This window comes from Enterococcus massiliensis (assembly GCF_001050095.1).
Taxonomy (GTDB): Bacteria; Bacillota; Bacilli; order Lactobacillales; family Enterococcaceae; genus Enterococcus_C; species Enterococcus_C songbeiensis.
The window spans coordinates 242,981-264,879 of the sequence record NZ_CVRN01000005.1 but is presented as its reverse complement, the minus strand read 5'-3'; the positions used below and the strand labels follow the sequence as shown (position 1 = coordinate 264,879).

Annotated in this window: 18 protein-coding genes; 8 read left to right on the top strand and 10 right to left on the bottom strand. The window is 35.6% G+C overall.

What is annotated here, in order from left to right; translation table 11 throughout:
- The first annotated feature begins 133 nt into the window (after positions 1-133).
- Genes BN1875_RS04325 through BN1875_RS04315 form a run of 3 tightly spaced genes read left to right on the top strand, consistent with a single transcriptional unit; the run spans position 134 to position 3,842 of the window.
- On the top strand, positions 134-2,002 hold the full coding sequence (locus BN1875_RS04325) for a beta-N-acetylhexosaminidase (RefSeq protein ID WP_147570571.1): 1,869 nt from the start codon (positions 134-136) through the stop codon (positions 2,000-2,002).
- An 11-nt stretch (positions 2,003-2,013) separates the two neighbouring features.
- A complete protein-coding gene (locus tag BN1875_RS04320; RefSeq protein WP_053082149.1) occupies positions 2,014-2,508 on the top strand; it encodes a hypothetical protein in 495 nt (164 codons plus the stop codon).
- Positions 2,509-2,519: 11 nt separating this feature from the next.
- Positions 2,520-3,842 carry an alpha-L-fucosidase gene (locus tag BN1875_RS04315; RefSeq protein ID WP_048603633.1) on the top strand — a complete coding sequence of 441 codons (1,323 nt, stop codon included), beginning with the start codon at positions 2,520-2,522 and terminating at the stop codon, positions 3,840-3,842.
- 70 nt (positions 3,843-3,912) lie between these two features.
- Here BN1875_RS04315 and BN1875_RS13805 read toward each other — a convergent pair whose 3' ends face one another.
- Positions 3,913-4,521 (bottom strand): helix-turn-helix domain-containing protein, encoded by a 609-nt coding sequence (locus tag BN1875_RS13805; RefSeq protein ID WP_231586064.1) that lies wholly within the window; start codon positions 4,519-4,521, stop codon positions 3,913-3,915.
- Between the two features lie 120 nt (positions 4,522-4,641).
- Positions 4,642-6,174, bottom strand: a complete 1,533-nt coding sequence (locus BN1875_RS04310) for a hypothetical protein (protein ID WP_231586063.1) — start codon at positions 6,172-6,174, stop codon at positions 4,642-4,644.
- 318 nt (positions 6,175-6,492) lie between these two features.
- Here BN1875_RS04310 and BN1875_RS04305 point away from each other — a divergent pair, with 318 nt between their 5' ends.
- Complete coding sequence (locus BN1875_RS04305) at positions 6,493-7,869, top strand: MDR family MFS transporter (protein ID WP_147570579.1); 1,377 nt, start codon at positions 6,493-6,495, stop codon at positions 7,867-7,869.
- A 47-nt stretch (positions 7,870-7,916) separates the two neighbouring features.
- Here the strand turns inward: BN1875_RS04305 and BN1875_RS04300 are convergent, their stop codons facing one another.
- The 5 genes from BN1875_RS04300 to BN1875_RS04280 form a co-directional block, all read right to left on the bottom strand.
- Positions 7,917-8,336, bottom strand: a complete 420-nt coding sequence (locus tag BN1875_RS04300) for an SRPBCC domain-containing protein (RefSeq protein ID WP_048603632.1) — start codon at positions 8,334-8,336, stop codon at positions 7,917-7,919.
- 74 nt (positions 8,337-8,410) lie between these two features.
- Positions 8,411-9,274 (bottom strand): site-specific integrase, encoded by an 864-nt coding sequence (locus tag BN1875_RS04295; RefSeq protein WP_048603631.1) that lies wholly within the window; start codon positions 9,272-9,274, stop codon positions 8,411-8,413.
- A gap of 134 nt (positions 9,275-9,408) precedes the next feature.
- Entirely contained in the window at positions 9,409-10,266 is an 858-nt protein-coding gene (locus BN1875_RS04290) for a formylglycine-generating enzyme family protein (RefSeq protein ID WP_048603630.1), read from the bottom strand.
- A 15-nt stretch (positions 10,267-10,281) separates the two neighbouring features.
- Positions 10,282-11,064, bottom strand: a complete 783-nt coding sequence (locus BN1875_RS04285; RefSeq protein WP_048603629.1) for a sulfite exporter TauE/SafE family protein — start codon at positions 11,062-11,064, stop codon at positions 10,282-10,284.
- Positions 11,061-12,176 carry a radical SAM/SPASM domain-containing protein gene (locus BN1875_RS04280; RefSeq protein WP_048603628.1) on the bottom strand — a complete coding sequence of 372 codons (1,116 nt, stop codon included), beginning with the start codon at positions 12,174-12,176 and terminating at the stop codon, positions 11,061-11,063. Before BN1875_RS04280 ends, BN1875_RS04285 begins: the two co-directional genes overlap by 4 nt.
- Positions 12,177-13,091: 915 nt before the next feature.
- Between BN1875_RS04280 and BN1875_RS04275 the strand changes: the two genes are divergently transcribed.
- The 3 genes from BN1875_RS04275 (at position 13,092) to BN1875_RS04265 (ending at position 16,359) form a co-directional block, all read left to right on the top strand.
- Positions 13,092-13,952: a ParA family protein gene (locus BN1875_RS04275; RefSeq protein WP_048603627.1), complete on the top strand. Its 861-nt coding sequence runs from the start codon at positions 13,092-13,094 to the stop codon at positions 13,950-13,952.
- 13 nt (positions 13,953-13,965) lie between these two features.
- On the top strand, positions 13,966-14,565 hold the full coding sequence (locus tag BN1875_RS04270) for a hypothetical protein (RefSeq protein ID WP_048603626.1): 600 nt from the start codon (positions 13,966-13,968) through the stop codon (positions 14,563-14,565).
- 699 nt (positions 14,566-15,264) lie between these two features.
- Positions 15,265-16,359, top strand: coding sequence for a replication initiator protein A (locus BN1875_RS04265; protein ID WP_048603625.1), 1,095 nt, complete (start codon positions 15,265-15,267; stop codon positions 16,357-16,359).
- A gap of 126 nt (positions 16,360-16,485) precedes the next feature.
- Here the strand turns inward: BN1875_RS04265 and BN1875_RS04260 are convergent, their stop codons facing one another.
- From BN1875_RS04260 to BN1875_RS04250, 3 genes are read right to left on the bottom strand one after another with little or no spacing between them, the layout of a single operon-like run.
- On the bottom strand, positions 16,486-18,042 hold the full coding sequence (locus BN1875_RS04260) for a response regulator transcription factor (protein WP_048603624.1): 1,557 nt from the start codon (positions 18,040-18,042) through the stop codon (positions 16,486-16,488).
- 1 nt (position 18,043) lies between these two features.
- Complete coding sequence (locus BN1875_RS04255) at positions 18,044-19,474, bottom strand: sensor histidine kinase (RefSeq protein ID WP_048603623.1); 1,431 nt, start codon at positions 19,472-19,474, stop codon at positions 18,044-18,046.
- A 9-nt stretch (positions 19,475-19,483) separates the two neighbouring features.
- Complete coding sequence (locus BN1875_RS04250; RefSeq protein ID WP_082147246.1) at positions 19,484-20,452, bottom strand: ABC transporter substrate-binding protein; 969 nt, start codon at positions 20,450-20,452, stop codon at positions 19,484-19,486.
- A gap of 335 nt (positions 20,453-20,787) precedes the next feature.
- Here BN1875_RS04250 and chvE point away from each other — a divergent pair, with 335 nt between their 5' ends.
- The gene (gene chvE / locus BN1875_RS04245) at positions 20,788-21,885 is read left to right on the top strand and encodes a multiple monosaccharide ABC transporter substrate-binding protein (RefSeq protein WP_048603621.1); all 1,098 of its coding nucleotides are present in this window, start codon (positions 20,788-20,790) and stop codon (positions 21,883-21,885) included.
- Positions 21,886-21,899: the final 14 nt, after the last annotated feature.

The following is a 21,899-nucleotide window of genomic DNA, read 5'->3' as shown; positions in this document are numbered from 1 at the left end:
ATGTAATTCTAAAAACGTTTAAAGTATAATGTGTAAAATTTGCCGACTATGTGTTTCCGATAAAGGTCTTTCTTTCACTCTTTTCTTGAGTATACTAAGGTGTGAAAGCGATTACTAGAAAGGAAGGATTCCCTTGGATATTCAATTAACTACCCATGAAAATTTAGATTCATTTTTACAAATCATTTTACCGGAGCTAGGACTAGCTCCCAGTAAAACTGGGAAAAAACTGGAGTTGATTCAACACTTTAATTTATTAAAAATTGAAAATTCTAGCCAGAAAACAACGATCTATTATCAGGAAAAAGCTCATCTTTTTCGTGGGCTTACCCTATGGTTAGCGCGGAATGAAGAAGAATTCACCTATGAAGAAATACCTAACTTTGAAAAAATTGGCCCCATGTTAGATTTATCGCGAAATGCGGTAATGACTGTGCCTAGGCTCAAACGTTTCATTACTCTTTGTAGTAAGATGGGCTTAAATACGGTAATGATGTACATGGAAGACACTTATGAGATTCCAGAATATCCCTATTTTGGCCATTACCGAGGTCGCTATAGTCAAGAAGAATTAAAGGAATTAGACAGCTATGCAGATCAGCTAGGTATTGAATTAGTACCTGCAATTCAAACGCTTGCCCATTTGACGAATCCGTTGAAATGGGGTTTTGCAAACGGTATGAGAGATACTTCTGATATTTTATTAGTTGACGAAGAAAAAACTTATCTTTTTTTACAGGCAGCAATCAAATCCATCGCTGAATGTTTCAAAACAAAAAAAATCCATATCGGTATGGATGAAGCGCATGATTTAGGAAAAGGACATTACCTTGCAAAACATGGGCTAGAAGATTCATTTTCAATCATGACGAAGCATTTACAAAAAGTAACTGCAATTTGCGAAAACTATCAATTAAAGCCGATGATGTGGAGTGATATGTTTTTTAGAATTGGCTCCAATTCAGGTGATTACTATGACAAAAATATTTCCTTTCCAAAATCATTAATTGATAATATGCCCGCTATCGATATGGTTTGCTGGGATTATTATCACCACGAAGAAGAAGAATATACCACTATTTTCTCCAATCATAAAAAGTTAGAACGCCCGCTGATCTTTGCTGGAGGTGTCTGGACTTGGAATGGCTTAGCTCCTAATTATGGAAAATCCTTTGCCACTACTAAAGCAGGTTTGGCAGCCGCCAAGAAAGCGCAGATTAAGGAAGTCTATGCCACACTATGGGGTGATGACGGTGCAGAAACACCTCTGATTGCCAGCCTGCTGGGGCTACAGCAATTTAGTGAAGAACAATTTAAAGAAAATCCCTCTGAAACCTTGATTGCAGAAAGATTTCAACTGTTCCATCATCTAAATGCTGAAGATTTTTGGCTACTAAATGATTTTGACCAAACAGAAGGTGTTGCCGAAAACAACCCTCACGGTTCCAATAGCAGCAAGCTATTATTATATCAGGATGTTTTCTTTGGCTTATACGAAAAAAATCTATCGAACCTTCACTTAAAAAAACATTTTGAGAAATTAGCAACAGACTTATTGACTGTCCGACTCACTTCTGAGACACAGGAAATGTTTGCTTTTTATCAACAATTGGCACGAGTATTATTTATCAAAGCAGATATAGAAACAGAACTCCTTCAAGCTTACCAAGAAGATAATCATGAAAAGCTCAAACACCTGCTTTCTCAACTGGAATCTTTACAAAAAGAAATCAAAAAGTTACAGATTTTTCATCGCAATCTATGGTTTTATTGGAACAAACCCTTTGGCTATGAAGTGATTGATTTACGTTATGGTGGTCTAATCAGCCGGATTGAAACTGCTCGCTGGCGCTTACAGAATTATCTGGATGGTCGACTTGAAAAGTTAACGGAATTAGAGGAGCCCAGACTCCTCTTTGACTCACCATTTGAAACACAAGGAAGTGTCGGACGGAATCTGTTTCATGGAATATATAGTGCCAGTAAAATTTCTGACGTGTGAGGGGAAGCAAAATGAAGGCACATAAAATAAATAAAAGGATTACTTTCCTGCTGTTTTGCGTTCTATTGATTTTACTAGTTGGCTGTAAGGCTACTAACAGCACTGAGGGTACGGACAAAAATACCACACCGGAAGTAACCGGAAATATCAAAAATCAGGAGATTGCAGAACGTTGCCTACAAGTGCTAACAGACAATCTGGCAGCTGCTACAACTGAAAATATTGATAATTATCTAAAAACCATTAGTGAAGATTCTCGTTCGGCTACAAAAAAAGAGATGACCGCCTTTTTTTCAAAATATGATTTGCGCCATCGACTATTATCCTTTGAAATAGTCAAACAGGAGAAAAAATCGCTACTGGTTGAAGCACGTCAAGAGACAATCAATGAAGGAAAAGAAAAATATCGCGACCATGTCACTCAAGCTTTCCATACCTTTGTTTTAGAAGATGGGCAATGGCGCATCAAAGAAACAACCATGATGGATACACAATTTTTAGATTAGAGGAGAAAAAAATGCAAAAATTTGAAAACTGGCCTGATTTTTATCCTGACCCAAGCTGGTTCATTCATGATCGTTTTGGTTTGTTTATCCATTTCGGTCTGTTCAGCGTCGGAGCACGACACGAATGGTTTATGACTACCGAACAAATCAGTCCTGAAATTTACTACGAAAAATACTTTAAAAATTTTAATCCAGACTTATTTGATGCAGATAGCTGGGCACAAGAAGCAAAAAAATGTGGGATTCAATATATGGTTTTCACCACAAAACATCACGAGGGGTTTGCTTTATGGGATAGTCAATTCACTGACTATAAAGTAACCAATACTGAATTTGGTCGTGATTTATTGGCCGAACTGTTGCCTGCTTTTCGTAACGTGGGAATAAAAATTGGCCTTTATCATTCCCTGATTGATTGGCATCACCCACACTTTACTTTAGATGGACTTCACCCATTGCGGAGCGATGCAGAAGCTCGCCGAACAAACGACTCACGGGACATGAGCATCTATCAAGATTATTTAGCCGGGCAAGTAACCGAATTATTAACAAATTATGGAAAAATTGACTATATCTGGTATGATTTCCCCTACAGTCACCGCGATTGGGGCTGGTCGAAAGGTAAAGGAGCGATTGATTGGGATAGCCAACGTTTAGAAGCACTATGTCTAAAACTGCAGCCTCATATTTTAATCAATGATCGCCTAGAATTAGGTCGTGGAATTACAACCCCCGAACAATTTCAGCCTGATAAACCTCTAGAAAAAAAGGGCCTGCCGGTTCTTTGGGAAGCCTGCCAAACTATGTATGGTACATGGGGCTATGATCGAGATAATCAGGAATGGAAATCTAGTGAAATGCTGCTTAAAATGTTAATTGATACAGTCGCTAAAGATGGCAACTTCTTGATGAATATCGGACCAAACCCACGAGGAGAACTAGATGAGCGGGCAATAACAAGGATGCAGGCAATAGGGAACTGGATGCGTCTGCACAAAAAAGCAGTTATTGGTTGTCGTCATAGTGATTATGAAGCCCCTGCTGATTGCCGCTATACACAAAATGGAAATAAATTATATTTGCACCTGTATTCTTATCCTTATCGAAATCTCCATCTGAAAAATTTAGCAGGAAAAGTATCGTTCATTCGATTGCTAAATGATGGCTCGGAAATCTTTTTCCGTGGATTTGATCCAGATGAAGTAATTACTTCTACAGAAGCAACTATCGCCCCTGAAGATATTGTAATCACTCTACCCGTTTTAAAACCGAATGTATTAGTTCCTGTCATCGAGATTACTTTAGTTGAGGAAATCGCTGATAAAAATAAGTAAACAAAATCATAAAACCGAATGGTGTAAGGATTGAAAAAGATACCCTACCATTCGGTTTTAACGATTACATCTAATTATTCTTGTAAAGCTGACCCTTTTCTTGATTGATGGTTCGATATTGTCCCGGTGTCACTCCAACAATCGTGCGAAATTTTCGCGTATAGTTAGAAACATCATAGTACCCACAATTTCGAATAATTTCTTTGATTGGTAAATCTGTTTCCACTAAAGATTTTTTGATTTTTTCTAGACGTAATTCTTGAATATACTTGGAGAAGGTCAGTCCACTTTCTTTTTTTACAAAACGACTTAAATAAGAAACTGATAAATTGAATTCTGTAGCAATCATTTCTAAAGATAACTGAGAAGACATAAAATTCTCTTCGATATATTCAAATAAATTTCGTTTTAGCTGCGATTCTTGATTTTGAGGCTTGTTTTGCACCATTTGACAAATTATTTTTGCCATATCTAGCAAGCTGGTTTCTAATTCTTGTAGAGTTGAAAAACCTGCACTTTCCTCTGCCATTTGTAAAAGTGGCTCTCCTACAATCTCACCGCCAGTTTTTGCCATAGTATTAAGGATATAAAAACCATACATTCTTCTGGCAGTGACTGACTTAGGTTTTTCCAATCCATGCTTGATTAGCCATTGAATAGTTTCAACAGCGATATCCAAATCCCCTTGGGTCAAACTTTGAATTAATTTTAACTTTTTGTTATCCGGATAACTGATTGTTGAGGAGTACTCTACAGAAGAGATTTCAGTGTAATAAACCAGTTTTTTATCATTTCTACTCTAATCAAGAGCTGCAAGTCCATCAATGTAAGAAACATTAAATGCGGTTAATCTATGAACGATACTGCCAACTCCCATTGTCGGTAGGGTGACTAGCGAGCGCCTTAATAGTTTACTTATTTCCTGAACCACTTTCTTTTGTGTCATTTGCGGATCATAACTAATCAACAAAGCAATAACTTCTGAGGAAAGAATCTCTGTTGCATACGCAGTATACCCGTTTCCCTTTACATTTTCTAAATAATCCATCAAAGAAAAATCCTTAGACAAGGTATCACGGGCGGTTTTCTCATCAATGATCATCACAAAATAATTTTCTCCCGGTAAATTTACATGGACAGAATGTAAAAGTAATTTAAGGTCTTTCTCTGACTTAAAACGATCACTTAACAATTTTCTCAAGACTTGTTCCCGTGCATGTGGTGTTTGCAGACGGATTTCCTCATGTAATTCTTGCTGTTCATTCAAGAATTGTACAATTGACTCATGAACATCTCCCATCGAGTTGACGGAAGTCCCATTTTGGTTGTATGAGTCTACTAAACGTTTGATTTTTTGAACAGGACGATAAGAATATAATCCAATCAAACTAACGACCACAAGCCCAACTAATAAAATCCCAAGAAAAATCAAAATAAACCTAGTTTGAACCTGGTTAACGATAGCCAACGCCTTTGCAGGGTTAGTAACAGAAACAAATGTAAGCTGCAACCCCTCATTATGTAAAACCTGTGTTAGGTACTTTTGATTCTTGAACTGAAAATGGTCTTTTTTCATTAAATCTGCAATTTGCTTTGAGCTACTTAAATAATCCCTCAATTCATTATTACCAGTACTCGCTAATATTTGATTTTTTTCGTTGATTAAATAATTTGTACTTACACCGTCACTATTAGTCAAATCAAGCATCTGAATCAAACTAGATTCTTTGATTGAATAGATTGCTGAACCATAGACGGTCATATCGTCACTTTGTAATGGTACGATATAAAAAAATTTGGGATTATGTCGATCAAGCAAGCTTTTTTCTGCGGTCAGAAGAGTTGGAATTGCAGAGTCAAATTGTGTCACTAACTGTTTTTCACCCAACACATTGTTGGGAATCTCTTTTCTTAAAAAACCCTCTACAGATATTGTTCCGTTTGAGGAAAACAATTTAAAGGGGCTTTCTTTGTAGTGCAAATAGACTTCTTCAACTAGCTTGTTACTCATCATATTCTTTTTTAAGCTGGCCTGTCCTTCGCGGGAATAGTAAGGATGTTCAAACTTTTTTAAGGATAATTGACGGTCATAAGGCATTTGATGAGTAATATTATCTAATTGTAGAAAATTATTTTCCAGAGAATATTTTAATTGCAGCAGTTGATTTTTAGCAGTCAATGTTACTTGCTTGTTAATACTTTCCGTGGAAGTATCATACCAGATGAGCGAAACGACGAGGAAAGGAATTAAAAAAACTAAAAGATAAGAACCTACTGACCATGATACTCCTGAAAATATTTTTCTCCTGATTCTCCGATAGGGTATCCTCACTTTTCTTCCCTCCCCAAATAGTAAAAGTTCAAAAACCCATATGAACCGCTTACATTTTAACTCAACTTTACAAACATGGGAGAAATAATTAAAGATTTCTCATACTATTTTACTTTTTGACTAACTTTACACAAATCAAAGATATGATTCTTTTCTGCAAACTTTCAATTTATCTCTTGCATCAAAATACAACCTATGATACCCTTCTTTTAGATTAATAATCGTACAGATAACACGTTTTTGCGTGTCGAGAGAGAGGCGATTTCTATTTTCGGATAGAAATTGGCTCTTTTTTTGTGCGAAATAACTAAAGAGGTGATCTTTTTGCAGAAAAAAATTCATTTAACACCGGCTGTTTTAGCAACTGGTGTCATGTCCTTTGCGGGAGTTTTGATTGAAACCGCAATGAACGTTACCTTTCCTACTCTGATTGAGGAATTTTCATTGAGTACCTCCATCGTCCAGTGGATTACAACAATCTACCTGTTGATGATTTCAATCGTTGTTCCATTATCGACCTATCTTCATAGAAACTTTAGCATTCGTTCCTTGTTTTTTGTCTCCAACATGGCATTTCTTGCAGGATTGATTACAGACTTTCTTGCACCAAATTTTACAATTCTACTCCTAGGAAGACTGTTGCAAGGAATTGCCACCGGAATTGCATTACCCTTGATGTTTCATATCATCTTGACCTACGCCCCATTAAATCAGCGGGGCACCATGATGGGGCTTGGTACGCTGACTACGTCGATTGCACCTGCCATTGGTCCGACTTATGGCGGAATCCTGACATCCAATCTTTCTTGGCACTATATTTTTATTTTCCTTGTTCCTGTCTTACTTTTTTCCCTCATTCTCGGTCTATATGCGATTCCTAAAAACAAAGTAATTAAAACTGGCCGATTAGATCTTCTCAGCCTTCTAGGACTGATACTTTTATTTAGCGGCAGTTTGATTTTTCTAAGTCTTTTAGGCAAGCCAATCAGTTGGCTCTCTCTACTGATTGGTGCAAGCGGCGCACTAGTATTCTATCGACGGACGATAAAGCTGGAGCAACCCTTACTGAAATTAACTGTTTTTAAAAACAAAGCTTTTAGACTTTTTCTATTTAGCTTTTTAGTTTATCAATTTTTACTGCTAGGTATTTCCTTTGTATTGCCAAATTTTATTCAAATCGTTCAAGATCAAAGTGCATTTATAGCTGGTTTAGCTATGCTGCCGGGTGCTGCGATTGGTGCTATTCTTTCACCAATTTCAGGAAAAATTTTAGATCAGCTCGGACCCAAAAAACCAATTCTTATCGGATTAGTGTTAGCAACAATTGGTTGGTTTGCTCTGATGCTTCTTTTGGGAATCAGCCCATTGTGGGGATTGATTGCCGGACATGTTTTTTACATGATCGGTTTAGGATTGTCCTACAGTAATTTGATGACAACTGGAATGAACACACTTCCTTCTGAACTGCAAAATGACGGCAATGCGATTTTTAATACGTTGCAACAGTTTTCCGGAGCAGTCGCAACTTCTCTCGTTGCTGTAGTGATCAATTTCTTTCAAACCCACAGCTCCAAATCCTATCAAGCAGCAACTACTATCGGGTCTCAAGTAGCTCTCGGTATCTTGCTGATTTTACTTCTAATCAGCTTAGCCGGATGTTTTTACCAATTTTCTAAAAACAAAGCTTCCTCATGACAGATCACAAAATAAAAATGACGCCAGCTCTGGCGTCATTTTTTGATCTATTTTACTAAATTTGCTCGTAACGTGCTAATACCAAATTCAAGATAAGCTTTTAAACAAGTCAGCATGTAAATCCAGCCCTCTTTATTATCAACCAATTGATCAATAATATCTTCTGCCTGTTCATCAAATCCCTCTTCAATCGCTTCGACGATCGTCCCATTCCCCAGTCCTGTCAACCAAATCGTTACTTCATGACCTTCCCAATCTAACTTGATTTTTTGATTTGGAATCAATTCAATAACTGTCATTTCACCCTGATAGCTATACTCGTCATAAGTTAAACGAATTGTTTTTCCTTCTTCAAAAATAGCCGAACTTGAAGAAAACCAAAAATTTTTAATTTTAGCAGGATCAATAAACGCCTGATAAACATCCAGTGGCGAACAATCAATTTTTAGTTTCGTTATTGTATGCATAAAAAGACACTCCCTTCATTATGATTTTTTACTTTCCTAAGTTTACATAACATTATTATCGTTTTAAAAAGGCATCAGCCATTAACAATCAACTGTTTCTGCAGATTTTTTAAATAGGGATACGTAATATTCAACTTATCCAGCAAAACTGCATCAGAGAGTGCTTTATTTTCTTGAAGATAAGCTAATGTTGCCTCCCTGATTAGTTGGGTCGGCTTTACGGGAAACCCGATTTTTGCCTGCTCTCTAGATAAAATCTTATTTAGTGCCGTACGGGACAACAAAAATGGGGTATCCCCTTTTTTATTTTTTCGCATTGCTTCTTTAAAAAATAAATCCGAACTGGTGAATTGTTGTTGCTTTTCTTTTATATATTGAAAATAAGAATCTACAAACTTCTGTTCTTCTGGAGTAAAAAGAATCGTTTTTAATTGTAGGTAAAATCCCGACGTGGTCATTTGAGCAATGGTCACTCGTTTGGAAAGTAATAACAGAGCAAATCGAGTCTCCATACTCAAATGCTCTTTTTTCAAAATTTCAGGTAATTCTGACAACCATTGAAAAGTCACGGGCTGTGTGTCAACTGTCTCTTTCACTTTCTCCAATTTTAGACCCAATGTTGGTAGTTCGGTGATGTATCGCTGCTTCATCAAAAATTCAAAATAACTGCGCAGAACCGACAAATAGCGAACTCGCGTGTTGTAGGAAAATCCTCTTCCTCCATCTTCCCTTAAACGTACCAAATGGTTCAAATAAAGTCGGATCTCATGTTCGGTAACATTGTCGATAGTCTGCACATCCTGATAACCACTGCCCGCAGTTTCAATGAATGAAAAAAAATCGCGAACTACTTTTAGATATGTTTCTTGAGACAGCTCCGTCAGCACTTTTTGCTCTGCTAAATATGCCGCATACGCTTTTTCTTTATAAAAAGTCACTATGAAACCTCCAAAAAAATGCCTTTACTTTTTGACTATTGTACCATAATCACTGTGATTTAGAGGTATTCTGACTATCTTAACAACAAAAAAGATAGTTGGATTTTTTACAATACCAACTACCATTTTTCTTGTTATTGACTTCTCACACAGCGAAACCCTAGATTATTTGCTGCGGACGAACCCGTGTTGCCATTTCGAGCCGCAAGACGGTATCTTTTACAATAGGATTGATGGCATAGAAACGAACCGCCACGAGTGGCATACCTGGCATCATTTTTCTCTTGGTTGCTTTCCCAAAAGTCTGCCGCTGACTTGTGCTGAAAATCTGTCAAATCAATTCGTGCTGGGTTACTGCACCATTCCCACACATTTCCAATCACCTGATACATCCCGTAGCCATTGGGTTCATAACTTCTTACAGGTGCCGTTCCGGCAAACCCATCGGACAAATCATTGGTGATAGGAAAATTTCCTTGCCAAATATTGCAATGGTACTGATTGTTTTCCATTAATTCCTTTCCCCAAGGATAACGTTCAGAATCTGTTCCGCCTTTTGCCGCAATCTCCCATTCGGCTTCTGTTGGCAATCGTTTGTCTGCCCACTGACAATACGCAACCGCATCGTTGCGGGAAATCTGAACGACCGGATGATCCATTCGTTCCTTGATTGAACTTCCTGGACCTTCCGGATGACGCCAATCGGCCCCATCAACCGCATACCACCAGGTAAGCTGTGGAACTCGGCGACTTTTTTCTTTTACTTCATCCCTTAAAAAATAATGGAAAACAAACGACCAGCCAAAGGTTTCAGCTTCGGTTACATACTTCGTTGCCGCCACAAATTTTTCAAATTCTTGATTTGTCACGGTCGTTTCATCTATGAAAAAATCCCCAATCGTTACTGAAATTCGAGGTCCTTCTTTATCTGTTGAAAAACCGTCAGGTAAATCCGTTCCAATGGCGTAGGTTCCTCCTGGAATCTGAATCATCTTTGTTCCTTCTTTCTAAAATAAATGTACTCCATTATAGATATTGATGAATAACACTAGCAAAATAACACCTTGAAATACCAGTGTCACTTTTTTCGGTGACAACAAGTTACTCATCTTTGCCCCAATCAAACCCCCAAGAATCGCTGCGGGGACAATAAACGCCAACATCGTCAGATCATACCGGGCAAAGCCTGTGGTACTGCCAATGGTGACGATTTTTGCCAACTGAGAAAAAAGAATCGTCCCAATTGAATAGACCGTAGCTTCCTTGATAGGCATGGCAAACAGTAACATCAATAAGGAGACATTGATTGGTCCCCCGCCAATGCCTAATAAACTGGCTAAAAAGCCTAGAGTCAGCCCACAAGCCAGATACCAGCCAAGGGATTGGAAATGGAAGTTTTTCCAGTCATATTTCGTATAAAAAAAAGCAAATAACAAGGTAAGGACGGTCAACCCAATTTGGATCAGTTGGACCATTTGATCCTTTTGAAAGAGTTCCAGAAGTCTTTCGAACGTTACATTGCCTAAGAATCCCCCTATAACAGCCCCCAACGAAATCCAGCCAATCACCCGTCCTTTGACTGCCACCCCATTTTTTATCTGCCGCCAAGTAGAGACGAGCGCCATCGTAAAAACGGCGACCGTTGAATAAAACGAAATCGCCGCTACAGAATGGGCGCCAATAAAATCAAGAATCGGTTTGATGATTACGCCCCCACCCATTCCTGAGACCGCACCGATGGAATTTGCCAAAATAATCACGATAAAATAAATCAGACCGGTTAAAATCATGCCACCCCTCCTTGGATAATGCTCAAAATTTCTTCAATATGAGGAATAAATTCTTTCAATAAAGAGCGATAGCCACAAATCTGTGCCTGCTCGTCCACATACATGGCATCTTTCATGCGTTTACACCCGCCATGGCACATCGACAGAAACGGACAGGCTTGACAAAGAGCGGATAACGGCGGCTTGTCGCACACAAACTTTTGTGAAATCTCTTGTTCAAACAGCTCCCGCAATGTCTGGTCCTGAATATAACCCATGCGGTATTCATCCAACACATAAAAATCACAGGGATAGACGCTGCCATCGGCTTCAATGATATATTGCACTTGGCAATTACCCAGAATACCACACGCGGTTACTTGCCGATGAACCAATAAATTCACCAGATCATCAAACAATTTGATACTGATGTACTGGCCGCGTCTTAATTCTGCCAACCATAAGTGAAACAACTGATGGTAAAAACTGGCAAAGCGTTTCGGAGTCAGAGCATACAAGCTTTTTTCCGTGGCATCCAGATCATCCAGACAAGGAATGAACTGGACGTACTCAATCTTTTCTTTTTTAATAAATTGAAAGACTTTTTTGGCTTCCTTTGCCGAAGGGTTCGTTAAGACGCACAGGACATTGTAGTCAATCTGATAGTGATCAAACAAGTGCTTTGTGTGCAGTACCCGTTGAAAGGTCCCCCGCCCTTTTGTATCCACCCGATTCAAATCGTGGTACAGCGGATGACCGTCAATCGATAAGCCCACTAAGAAATTATTTTCTTTTAAGAAACGACACCAGCTTTCATTGATCAGAGTGCCATTTGTTTGGATTGCATAATGTACCTGAATCTGTTTTGTTTGTGCCTTTACCAAGGCAACAATTGCTTGGAAATAGGACAAACCGGCAAAGGTGGGTTCTCCCCCTTGAAAACCCAAGGTGAGCTGATCGCCATCGTCTAAATCAGCATAAATGTTTTCAATCATTTTTTCTGCGACTTCCGGTTTCATTTTGCCAAAAGAGCGCACTTCTCTAAGAGAGCTAACGTTAGCATAAAAGCAATACTTGCATCGTAAATTACACAAAGAAGAGGCGGGTTTGATCAGTACTGAAATGTGTTTCATGTTTTCCTTTCCAATTATCCATAATTTCATCAAAGAACTTTTTAAAGCTCTTAATTATTTAGTGGATTATTTTTCGTAGTCTTTTTCTTATTTTCCTAAAATATAAGCCATAAATGATATGCTTGCAAACGGTTTAAGAAAAAACATTCCATTTAAAGTAAACTTTATATTACATAATGAAGTTTACACATAAATGGCACTATATATATATTCGGGTAAACCTTAAATATAAGGTTTACCCGAATAGCATAAAACGAATACCGTTTACTTTAATATAAATTAAGTAATTATATATTTAACAGTAGACTACAATATCAAAGTTATAGTATACTTTAAATAATAGAGTATACTTTATTATCAACAATAAAGTTATCTATGTATTATAAAGTAAACCTTTAATTATATTAAAAAGAAAACTTTATTATATTATTTTAGGTACACTTTATATTAATAAAGTGTACCTAAATACATAATATATACGTTAACCCTATCTATGTATTTTTAAAGTTTACCTCAAATATTTATTTTTACCTATATGACAGTATTTTTTATCAATATTATCTATTTGAAGTTTACTTTAAAACATTAGATAGACAGAAGTTTACCTTTTATAAAGTTAACCTTATTTCCCAATAAAAGATAACCTGATTAATATATCCCGAGTATACTTTATTACTATAATTAAAGTATACTCTAATTATATAGATTTACTTTTTATCTGTGTATGAAGCTTACTTTAAAACATACTGGTAAACTTTATTTTTATATATATAATAAACTGTTATAAATCAATTAAGGTTTACTATAATTGATTTGCTTTTTAAATATAATTATAGTAAACTGTAATCATTACACCACAGGTCAATTATTTTATCTTTATTAAAGTTTACCTTTTGTGACTATAGGAGGATACATATGTCAGAAAAAAAAGCACAAACGTTTGTCATCGGAAATTTTAAAGGTGGCGTTGGAAAATCTACTACTGTACAGATGGTTGGATTTGAAAGTGCTGCAGTAAAAGAACGCAAAACCTTAATTATCGATTTGGATCCTCAGGGGAATACCAGCGATGTGATGCAGCTGACTGCTGAAAATTTTAGTAATGATGGCATAGAATTTTCAAAAACAATTTGGGATGCTGTTCAGGGAGCACCGATTCACGAATGTATTTATCCAATTATGCCTAATCTAGATCTAATTCCAGCAAATATTTTGTTCAGTGAATTTCCTGATTACTTAATTCAAAAATTTGAAGGAAATAAACTGGAACAATTCCAATACTTTGCCAGCTTAATTGAACCATTGAAAGAAATTTATGACGTTATTTACATTGACGTACCACCAACTATATCTACGTACAGTAATTGTGCTATGTATACTGCAGAATACGTCATCATTATTCTACAAACACAAGTAAAATCCCTTAAAGGAGCACAATCTTATATTGATTATATGAACTTTTTTGTTGAAACCTATGATACTGATTTAGAAATTGTCGGTATTATTCCTTTCATGATGCAAAAAAGGGATGCTGTTGACCAAGAAGTCTATCAACAAGCAAAAGAACTATATGGATATCATCTTTTGAATACAGTTGTTTTAAACCAAAGTCGTCTGAAACGTTATGATGGTACAGGAATAACGTTAGATGTATATAAAAATGGTAATCTGGATATCTGGGATGCCAAAGCACACGCTGTTTTCATTGATATTCTTAATGAATTAGATAACCATATTGAATGGTTAAATGGCGGTCAAATGGTCGAAGACGAGTAGGGGGTGGCAGCAAATGGCTCGTAAAATGAGAATGAACTCTCTCATCAACAAAAATAATCAAACACAAAACGCCCTTGAAGAGATGGGAAAGATTAATAGTGGAAATACAGCACTAAAAAAACTGCAGGAATTTAATAAAGCTAATACAAAAAATGCGGATAAGGATGAGGTTCAAGAAAAAGATTCAAATTTACAACGTCCGCGTTACACAACGGCAGAAATTGTTCAAAAAGAACTGTCTGCCGACCTACACAAGGAAAATACACAAAATGAAGCAATCCAACAGTCTGTTTCGAGTGTCGTCACAATAACCAGTCATGAGCGTAAAGGGCGGGTTGGACGTAAGCCTATTTATACTGATCCTTTGCAAAAAGCCTTGGAAATGCAGAAAATTTCTGCACGAACTAAGGCCAAGCTCACAAATTTAATCGACAAAAAATTCGATACCTACACACCTGACCAAATGATCGATTACTTGTATCATTACTATTTTGAGAAAGGATTAAGTGTCGAAGATCAAGAATTTTTGTTAAAAGAGGAAGAAAAGTTGCTACAAGAGTATCGAGAAAAGCCTAAGTATCAAAAATTACTGAAAGAATTAAAAAAAAATTAGAAATAAATAAATTTTTAATGATTGGAGTTTACCTAATATATAAAAACAAGATGATTAAGGTTTACTTTATATATGGAATAATTATATAAAAGGTAAACCGCAATATCTGTATTTTCATTAATTAAGTTTACTTTAAATCAGTAAAAATCAAAGAGCGAATAGTACAAAAACTTGATGCTATACTCTTGGAAATTGTTTAATCATTTATTTTGCTAATATTAAGGTAAACTATAAATTGAGTATTTCATCAATTACAGTTTACCTTTTTTTTGATATTTTCTATTTTTAAGTTTACCTTAATTAGTAAAATACATCAAATTAGGTTTACTTCAATTAAAATGTGGATAATTTTATGCTTTACTTATTCAAATTAGAAATGGTATTCTATCATTGTGGATAACTAAGAGAGCGGTTTTAATCCTTATTTGCTCCCTGTTGATAACTATTGAAAATAAAAAAAAGCTAAGAGATTCGCAGTCTCTTAGCTAAGGATTCATACTAGATATCAATTTCGCAATTAGATATCTAAACTATTCCAAGGATTCGCAGTCCTTGTCAAATGATAAGAAATCCATTCAATCTAAAATAAGTATAGCAAAAATATGCCTTCATGACAATATTAGAGGTTTATTTAGCAATGAAAAATCCCTTATTTTTATGATTTCTTATCAATTGGATCATAAAGAGAGGGGTTTTTTTATGTTTAAATTAGAAAATGAAATGACTTTAGACAATTTACCTAAAAGCAACTATATCCAAGTAAATACAAACTTTTTCAACAATCCATTGTATAAGGATCTATCCATGCAGGCTGTCATGCTGCATGCTCTTTATACGATGCGGGTTACCTGCAGTATGTACAATTCACAGGAAAATGACACATGGAAAGACGAACACAACCGTTTTTTCATCTATTTTACAAATGAAGAAGCCGCTGATTTATTAAATATCTCTGTACGAAAGGTATCTGACCTGCGAAATGATTTAGCACGACTGAGCTTAATTGAAGTTATTAAAAGTGGGCTTAAAAATTATCGGATTTATGTGGCAAATCCGAAAAATCCTAGTGACACAATCAAACCAAAACTAGCCTATAAAAATACCACAACAACAAAAGAACGTGTGCTTAATAAAATCGAACAACCGGTTTCTGTTTTAAGCTACACATTCACTTTTGATCAGATTAAAGAACCTTCCTGCACTTTCGAGAATGCAGAATCTGCATCTTCGAATCAGCAAAATCTGCTTACAAGTACAGAAAAACAACAAGTAATTTCAAAAACAACAAGAGAAACAAGAGAAACAACGGTTTCTGCGTCAACAAATTTGGTCCATACGGAGAATTCTAACGATCTGATTCTTTGTGATGGCTTAAAAACTCGCTATCAATCTGTTTTAGGTGCAGAGACGCTTGCTCGTATTCAACAAATTACTAAAGGTGATTACACTCAAACAAAATGGTTTATTGATACGATTTTTAAAGCAAAATTTGATGCAACGAATCGTTTTCGCCGCGCTGGCTTACCCGCTGATTTTTTAAACTTACTCACGTTTGAAGAAAACCCCTATTTTCGTTCGGGTTTGGAATCTGCATTAGTCATTGCTTTTGAACAAATCTATCGCTACAAGAAAACCCAGAATCCCGCCGGTTTTTTCTATACGTTTTTACGAGGATATTTTATTGAGCGAACAAAGCAGTATATTCAGGATCACTATGAATTAAATCCTAATATTCTAGGTATTTTTGCTCAGGTGGGGAATAGTAAAAAACAGGTGCAATCTGTTAGGGTGTAGGGTGAGTTAAACGCGATTATCAATTTCTAATTGAAACTACTTTTGAGAACGAAATATTATGGAAAACTTTGAAAAAATAAATATTGTCTACTGAAAAATAGCCATTCAGTAGACAATATATTAAAATCATTTATTTTGTCTATACTCAGTTGGTGAAACTCCTTGTTTTTTCTTAAATAAAAAACTAAAGTAATTGGGATCATTATATCCAATCTCAAGCGCTATTTCGGAGAGACGGTGATTTGTTTCAGCTAATATTTTTTTTGCATGTTGAATTCTCTGATCCGTTAGATAATCAATAAATGTTTTCCCCAGAGATTGTGAGAATATGGTACTGAAATGAGCAGGACTCAAAGAAACTTCCTCAGCTACCATATTCAAAGAAATATCTGGATTCGTATAGTTTTGTTTTATGAAAGTAAGTGCCTGCGCAATTACGCTTTGATATTTAGACATAGAGGGATGAATTTTTATGTCAATCAAGTAGTGGATAATCTCATCTAATATTTGTTGATAATCATGACGATTGCTGGCTAATAAAACCAACTGATCTATATCTCTTAATTTTTCTCTAATATTTTCAGGTATATTCTTTTTCTTTTGTACAAGGCTAGTTAGTTCCGTCAGAATAAAAAATCGGTACATCCTTGTTCGCTCTGAGGAGCTCTGGTCTATGGATAGTTTCTGAATAAAATCTGAAATGTCAGTATCCTGTAATTTTGAAATCTCAGTAGCTAGATCCAGTTTAAATGGATGGGTAGGTGATAACTCGCCTTCTTTCATGTCATCCTCATAGCTAAAAATCTTTTCGGTACGTAGATATCCATACGTTCCCAGCATATCTCGTGCAATTTCAAAGGATGAAGGAACCTCACTGATGCGGCTTACCACAGAGCCGATAGCAACAGAAATTTCGTCTGTATCGTTCTGCTCCAGTTCGTGGATTAAAGTCTGAGCTAACTGATAGGCAATTTCTAGTACTTTTTCTTTAGTAGAATCAAAAATCAAAAATTTGATAAATCTAGAAGAAACACTGGAAAACAATAAAGACTCATTATTTTGGAAAAGATAATTTAGATACTCTGTAAAATGCGCATAGTCTTCGAAGTTTTGATTAAATCGATTGTTTGCTAATAATACGGTCATTTTTTTGCCAACAAAAGAGCGGGAAAAACTTTCTGATTGCTGTAAAGCATCACTCAAGGTTAATTTTCCGTTAAAAAGACCGTTAAGGAAATGATTTTTTTTAAGCTCTAAAATCATGTCTTTCGAGGGTTGTTGAAATGTTGTTCTTTTTTGTTGATCAAGTAGTGTTACTACTTTGTTCAACGTTTGAAACAGTTCCTGATTTTTGATAGGTTTAAGTAAATAATCATCTGCTTGAACTTGAAGAGCTATCTTAGCAAACTCAAAATCATCAAAGCCACTGAGGAATATAATGCGACTCCAAGGTAATAACTTCCTAGCTTCTTTAGAAAATTCCAAACCATCCATGAAAGGCATTTTAATATCTGTCAAAATAATATCTGGAAGTAACTCAGTAATAGCCGCTAAAGCCATTTCTCCGTCGCCAGCTTCACCACAATAAGTAATGGGAAGTTGTTCACCTAGTTGAATGACTTGGTTACGTAAAGTTTCACGAATAAGATGTTCATCTTCTACAATAAAGACTTTATAGGTCATATTAATTCTCCCCTTTCATTTTTGGAACTGTAAGGCTGACAGTAGTCCCCTTTTTATAGATACTATGGATTTGAAGTGCAGCATCTTGTCCATAATAAAGTAATAAACGCTTATTTACATTATAAAGACCATAACCAGTACTAAAATCTGAATCAATTCCTTTTTCCAATTCTGCTCGAATTTCGGATAGTCGTTCAAAGGTCATACCGATTCCATTATCTATTATTTTAAACTGCATATTGTCATTAATACTGGTTCCAATAATTTCTATTTTCCCAGGACGACGAATAAACTTTGTTCCATGATAGACGGCATTTTCAACTAATGGTTGGAGAATCATTTTTAAAATTTTAAACTGTTGTAAATCTGACTCAATGTTGATAGAGAAATTGAGGGTTTCACCATAACGAATTTTTAAAATTGTTAAATAGTCGTGAACATGTTTTATTTCCCGTTCGACAGGAATCCATTCTTTTCCCTTACTTAGAGAAATGCGGAAAAAGTCAGATAATGCATAGGTCATTTCAGAAGCAGCTGTGTACTGTTGCTGTTCAATTAAGGAAATAATAGCATCAAGACTATTATAAATAAAATGGGGAGTAATTTGTGCCTGAAGGACACGTACTTCACTTTGAGCAAGATGATATTGCTTGAGGACATTTTCTTCTAGCAATCGATTTAAATCATCAGCCATTTTATTTACGCTTATAGTAAGTTGTCGAAGCTCTATTGTATCTGATGGTTCTATGCGATACAGAAGATGTCCAGCCGCTAATTCTTGTGACATAATGATTAATTCATTTATTGGCTTTTGAATTTGTTCATTAATAAAAATTCTATTCTTTCGGACAAAGTAGATAATACCTGAAATTATTAAAAGCTCAATTAACGATAGAACTACAAGAGACTGAATAATCTCTTGGTTACGTGTGCTAGCTACATCAATTTCAACTCGGACAAAATCCTTCAATCGTTCAGTTAGAAGTCTGGTCAATGAGTCTATCTCTGTCATAATTGCTTCGTTTTTTTCTACAGAGTCACCAGTTTGAATGTTTTTAATAATTTGTTTCTGGTAGTCTTCAATTGTATTTATAATACTAACAGAAACGTTTAAAGAACTGATTTCTTGATCAGATTGGATATTTCCTCGAATGTGCTGAACATCTTCTTTTAAGTCATCAATAATATTTTTTTGAGTATGCTCCTTTACAGGAACTATTCCAAAGACCAAATCCCACAGCTCTTCTAAAACTAATTTGTCAACCTTTACAACAATCTGATTCGCACGTTCGATATTCTTGAGTACTTTTTGGTAGACAAATAGTTGTCTAGAATAAAGAGTGATGCTGATTATAAGAGGCATAACGGCTAGTATAAGCATTAATTTATTAGTTTGAGCAAATATCTGTTTAATACTTAGTTTTTTTTTCATTGAAACTCCTTAATAATTTCTTGGGGGGATATTATCGAGATTTTGTTTAGTAAAGACTGTTTCATATACAAATATTTCTTTAGGAATAGCTTTATTTTTATAAAAGCCAGAAAAATAGCGATTAATCGTATTTGCAACGTCGAATCCAACCTCAGGATTACATTCTACAATACAGTTGACTTGTCCACTGCGAAGTTTATCTACCATATCATTCTGCCCATCGATTGTCACGATTATAATATCTTTTCCAGGAACGATATCTGTTTCTTTTAGTGCTTCCAACACCCCGTGTGTCATTTCATCATTATGGCTGAATAGAACATCAATCTTTGACAGATCATGATCTTTAAGATAGCTTATCATCTGATCTTTACCCTTCATACGAATAAAATCACCATACAATGTATCAACAACATTCATACGGCTATCCCGAGCAATCCACTCTCTAAAACCTTCCGATCTTAAAATTGTGGGAGAGGAATTTTTTAGTCCAGATAGTTCTAAAATGTTAATTTCATCATCTTCATTTTCTGCAAAAAAGTTATTAATGAAAATTCCCGCTCGATGACCCTCGGCTTTGAAGCTTGGTCCAATTCGTGTTTCATAAAGGCTCTTATCAGAAACTTGAAGTTGGCGATCTACTACAATTACAGGAATTTTCGCCTGCTGAGCCTCCTTTAAAACAGGCTCCCAGCCAGTCTCTGTGAGAGGGGTGAAAATAATGAGGTCCACTTTATATGCAATAAAGGTTCTAATATCTTGAATCTGTCTTTCCTGATTCATAAAACCATTCCGATAAAGCACCTGATATTGATTTTTTTCTAATTCATTTACAATTGAGCGAGTGTGGGCTTTTCTCCAATTACTTTCAGTTCCAGATTGAGAGAAACCGATAATTAGTGGTTTTTTCTCATTGGGTGTTTGTGTACTACAACCGGTAAATGAAACCAAAAATAAAAATAAGAGAAGTATTTTTATCGTTTTCAATTTTTCTCCTCTTCCTAATCCTTTATTTTAAAAACTTCTTAAATATGTAACAGCTTTCATTATATCAAAAATACGAGTACAAATGAATTTCTTATGGGACCGTTAGATTCAATATATAGATTTTTTATTGAAAGGCCAAAAATATCGAGAAAAAATTCATCAAAAAAAATATTTCAAGAAAAACGAAAAAAATTCAAGACGGTTCATTTTTAATTTTGGAAATACCAAAAAAATTCAAGAGAAAATGAAAAAGCTACTAATGTTACCGCTTTCAGAAAGCGCTATACTTTTGTTGTAAGGCAATAACAAAATTTGGAGGGATCAAGATGAGTTTTGGATTTAAAAAAGCAATTGCACTCGCAACGACATTACTTGTAGGAGTTACTTTAACCGCATGTAGTAGTGGATCAGGATCAAGTGGTGGAGACTCTGATAAAGGCTATGTTGGGATAGCGATGCCTACAAAATCAGCAGAACGTTGGATTGCGGATGGCAACAACATGGTGGATGAGTTGAAAAAACTTGGGTATAAAACGGATTTACAGTATGGGGAGGATAAAGTAGAAAATCAAGTCGCACAAATTGAGAATATGATTACAAAAGGTGTGGATACACTAGTTATCGCGTCTATTGATGGTTCAGCATTGACGGATGTTCTACAAAAAGCAGCAGATGCAGATATTAAAGTTATTGCATATGATCGTTTATTGATGAATTCGGAAAATGTTGACTATTACGCAACATTTGATAATTTTGGTGTTGGGGTACTGCAGGCTTCTTATATTGAAGAAAAATTAGGACTAAAAGATGGAGAAGGACCATTTAATATTGAATTATTCGGGGGCTCACCTGATGATAACAATGCACTGATTAACTACAATGGAGTCATGTCTATTTTTCAACCTTATCTTGATAATGGTCAATTAGTTGTTCCTTCAAAACAAACAGACTTCAACCAAATCGCAACTCTACGATGGGATGGATCAACCGCGCAAGCACGTATGGATAATTTATTAAGTGCAAATTATACAGATAAAAAATTAGATGCAGTTTTATCACCATATGATCCGATTAGTTTAGGAATTATTTCATCTTTAAAAGGTGTAGGTTATGGTTCAGCTGATAAAGAGTTACCTATTATTACTGGTCAAGATGCAACGGTAGCTGGAGTGAAATCAATTATCGCTGGAGAACAAACAGAGACAATTTTTAAGGATACACGTATTTTAGCTAAAAATACGATTGAAATGATCGAAGCAATCAAGGAAGACAAAGAAGTCCCTGTCAATGATACAGAAACATACGATAATGGTGCAAAAGTGGTTCCAACCTATCTAGCAAATCCTGTTTCTGTTGATAAAGATAACTATAAAGCTGAGTTAATTGACACAGATTACTATACAGAAAAAGATTTGAAAGAATAATGAAATCTTGGTAG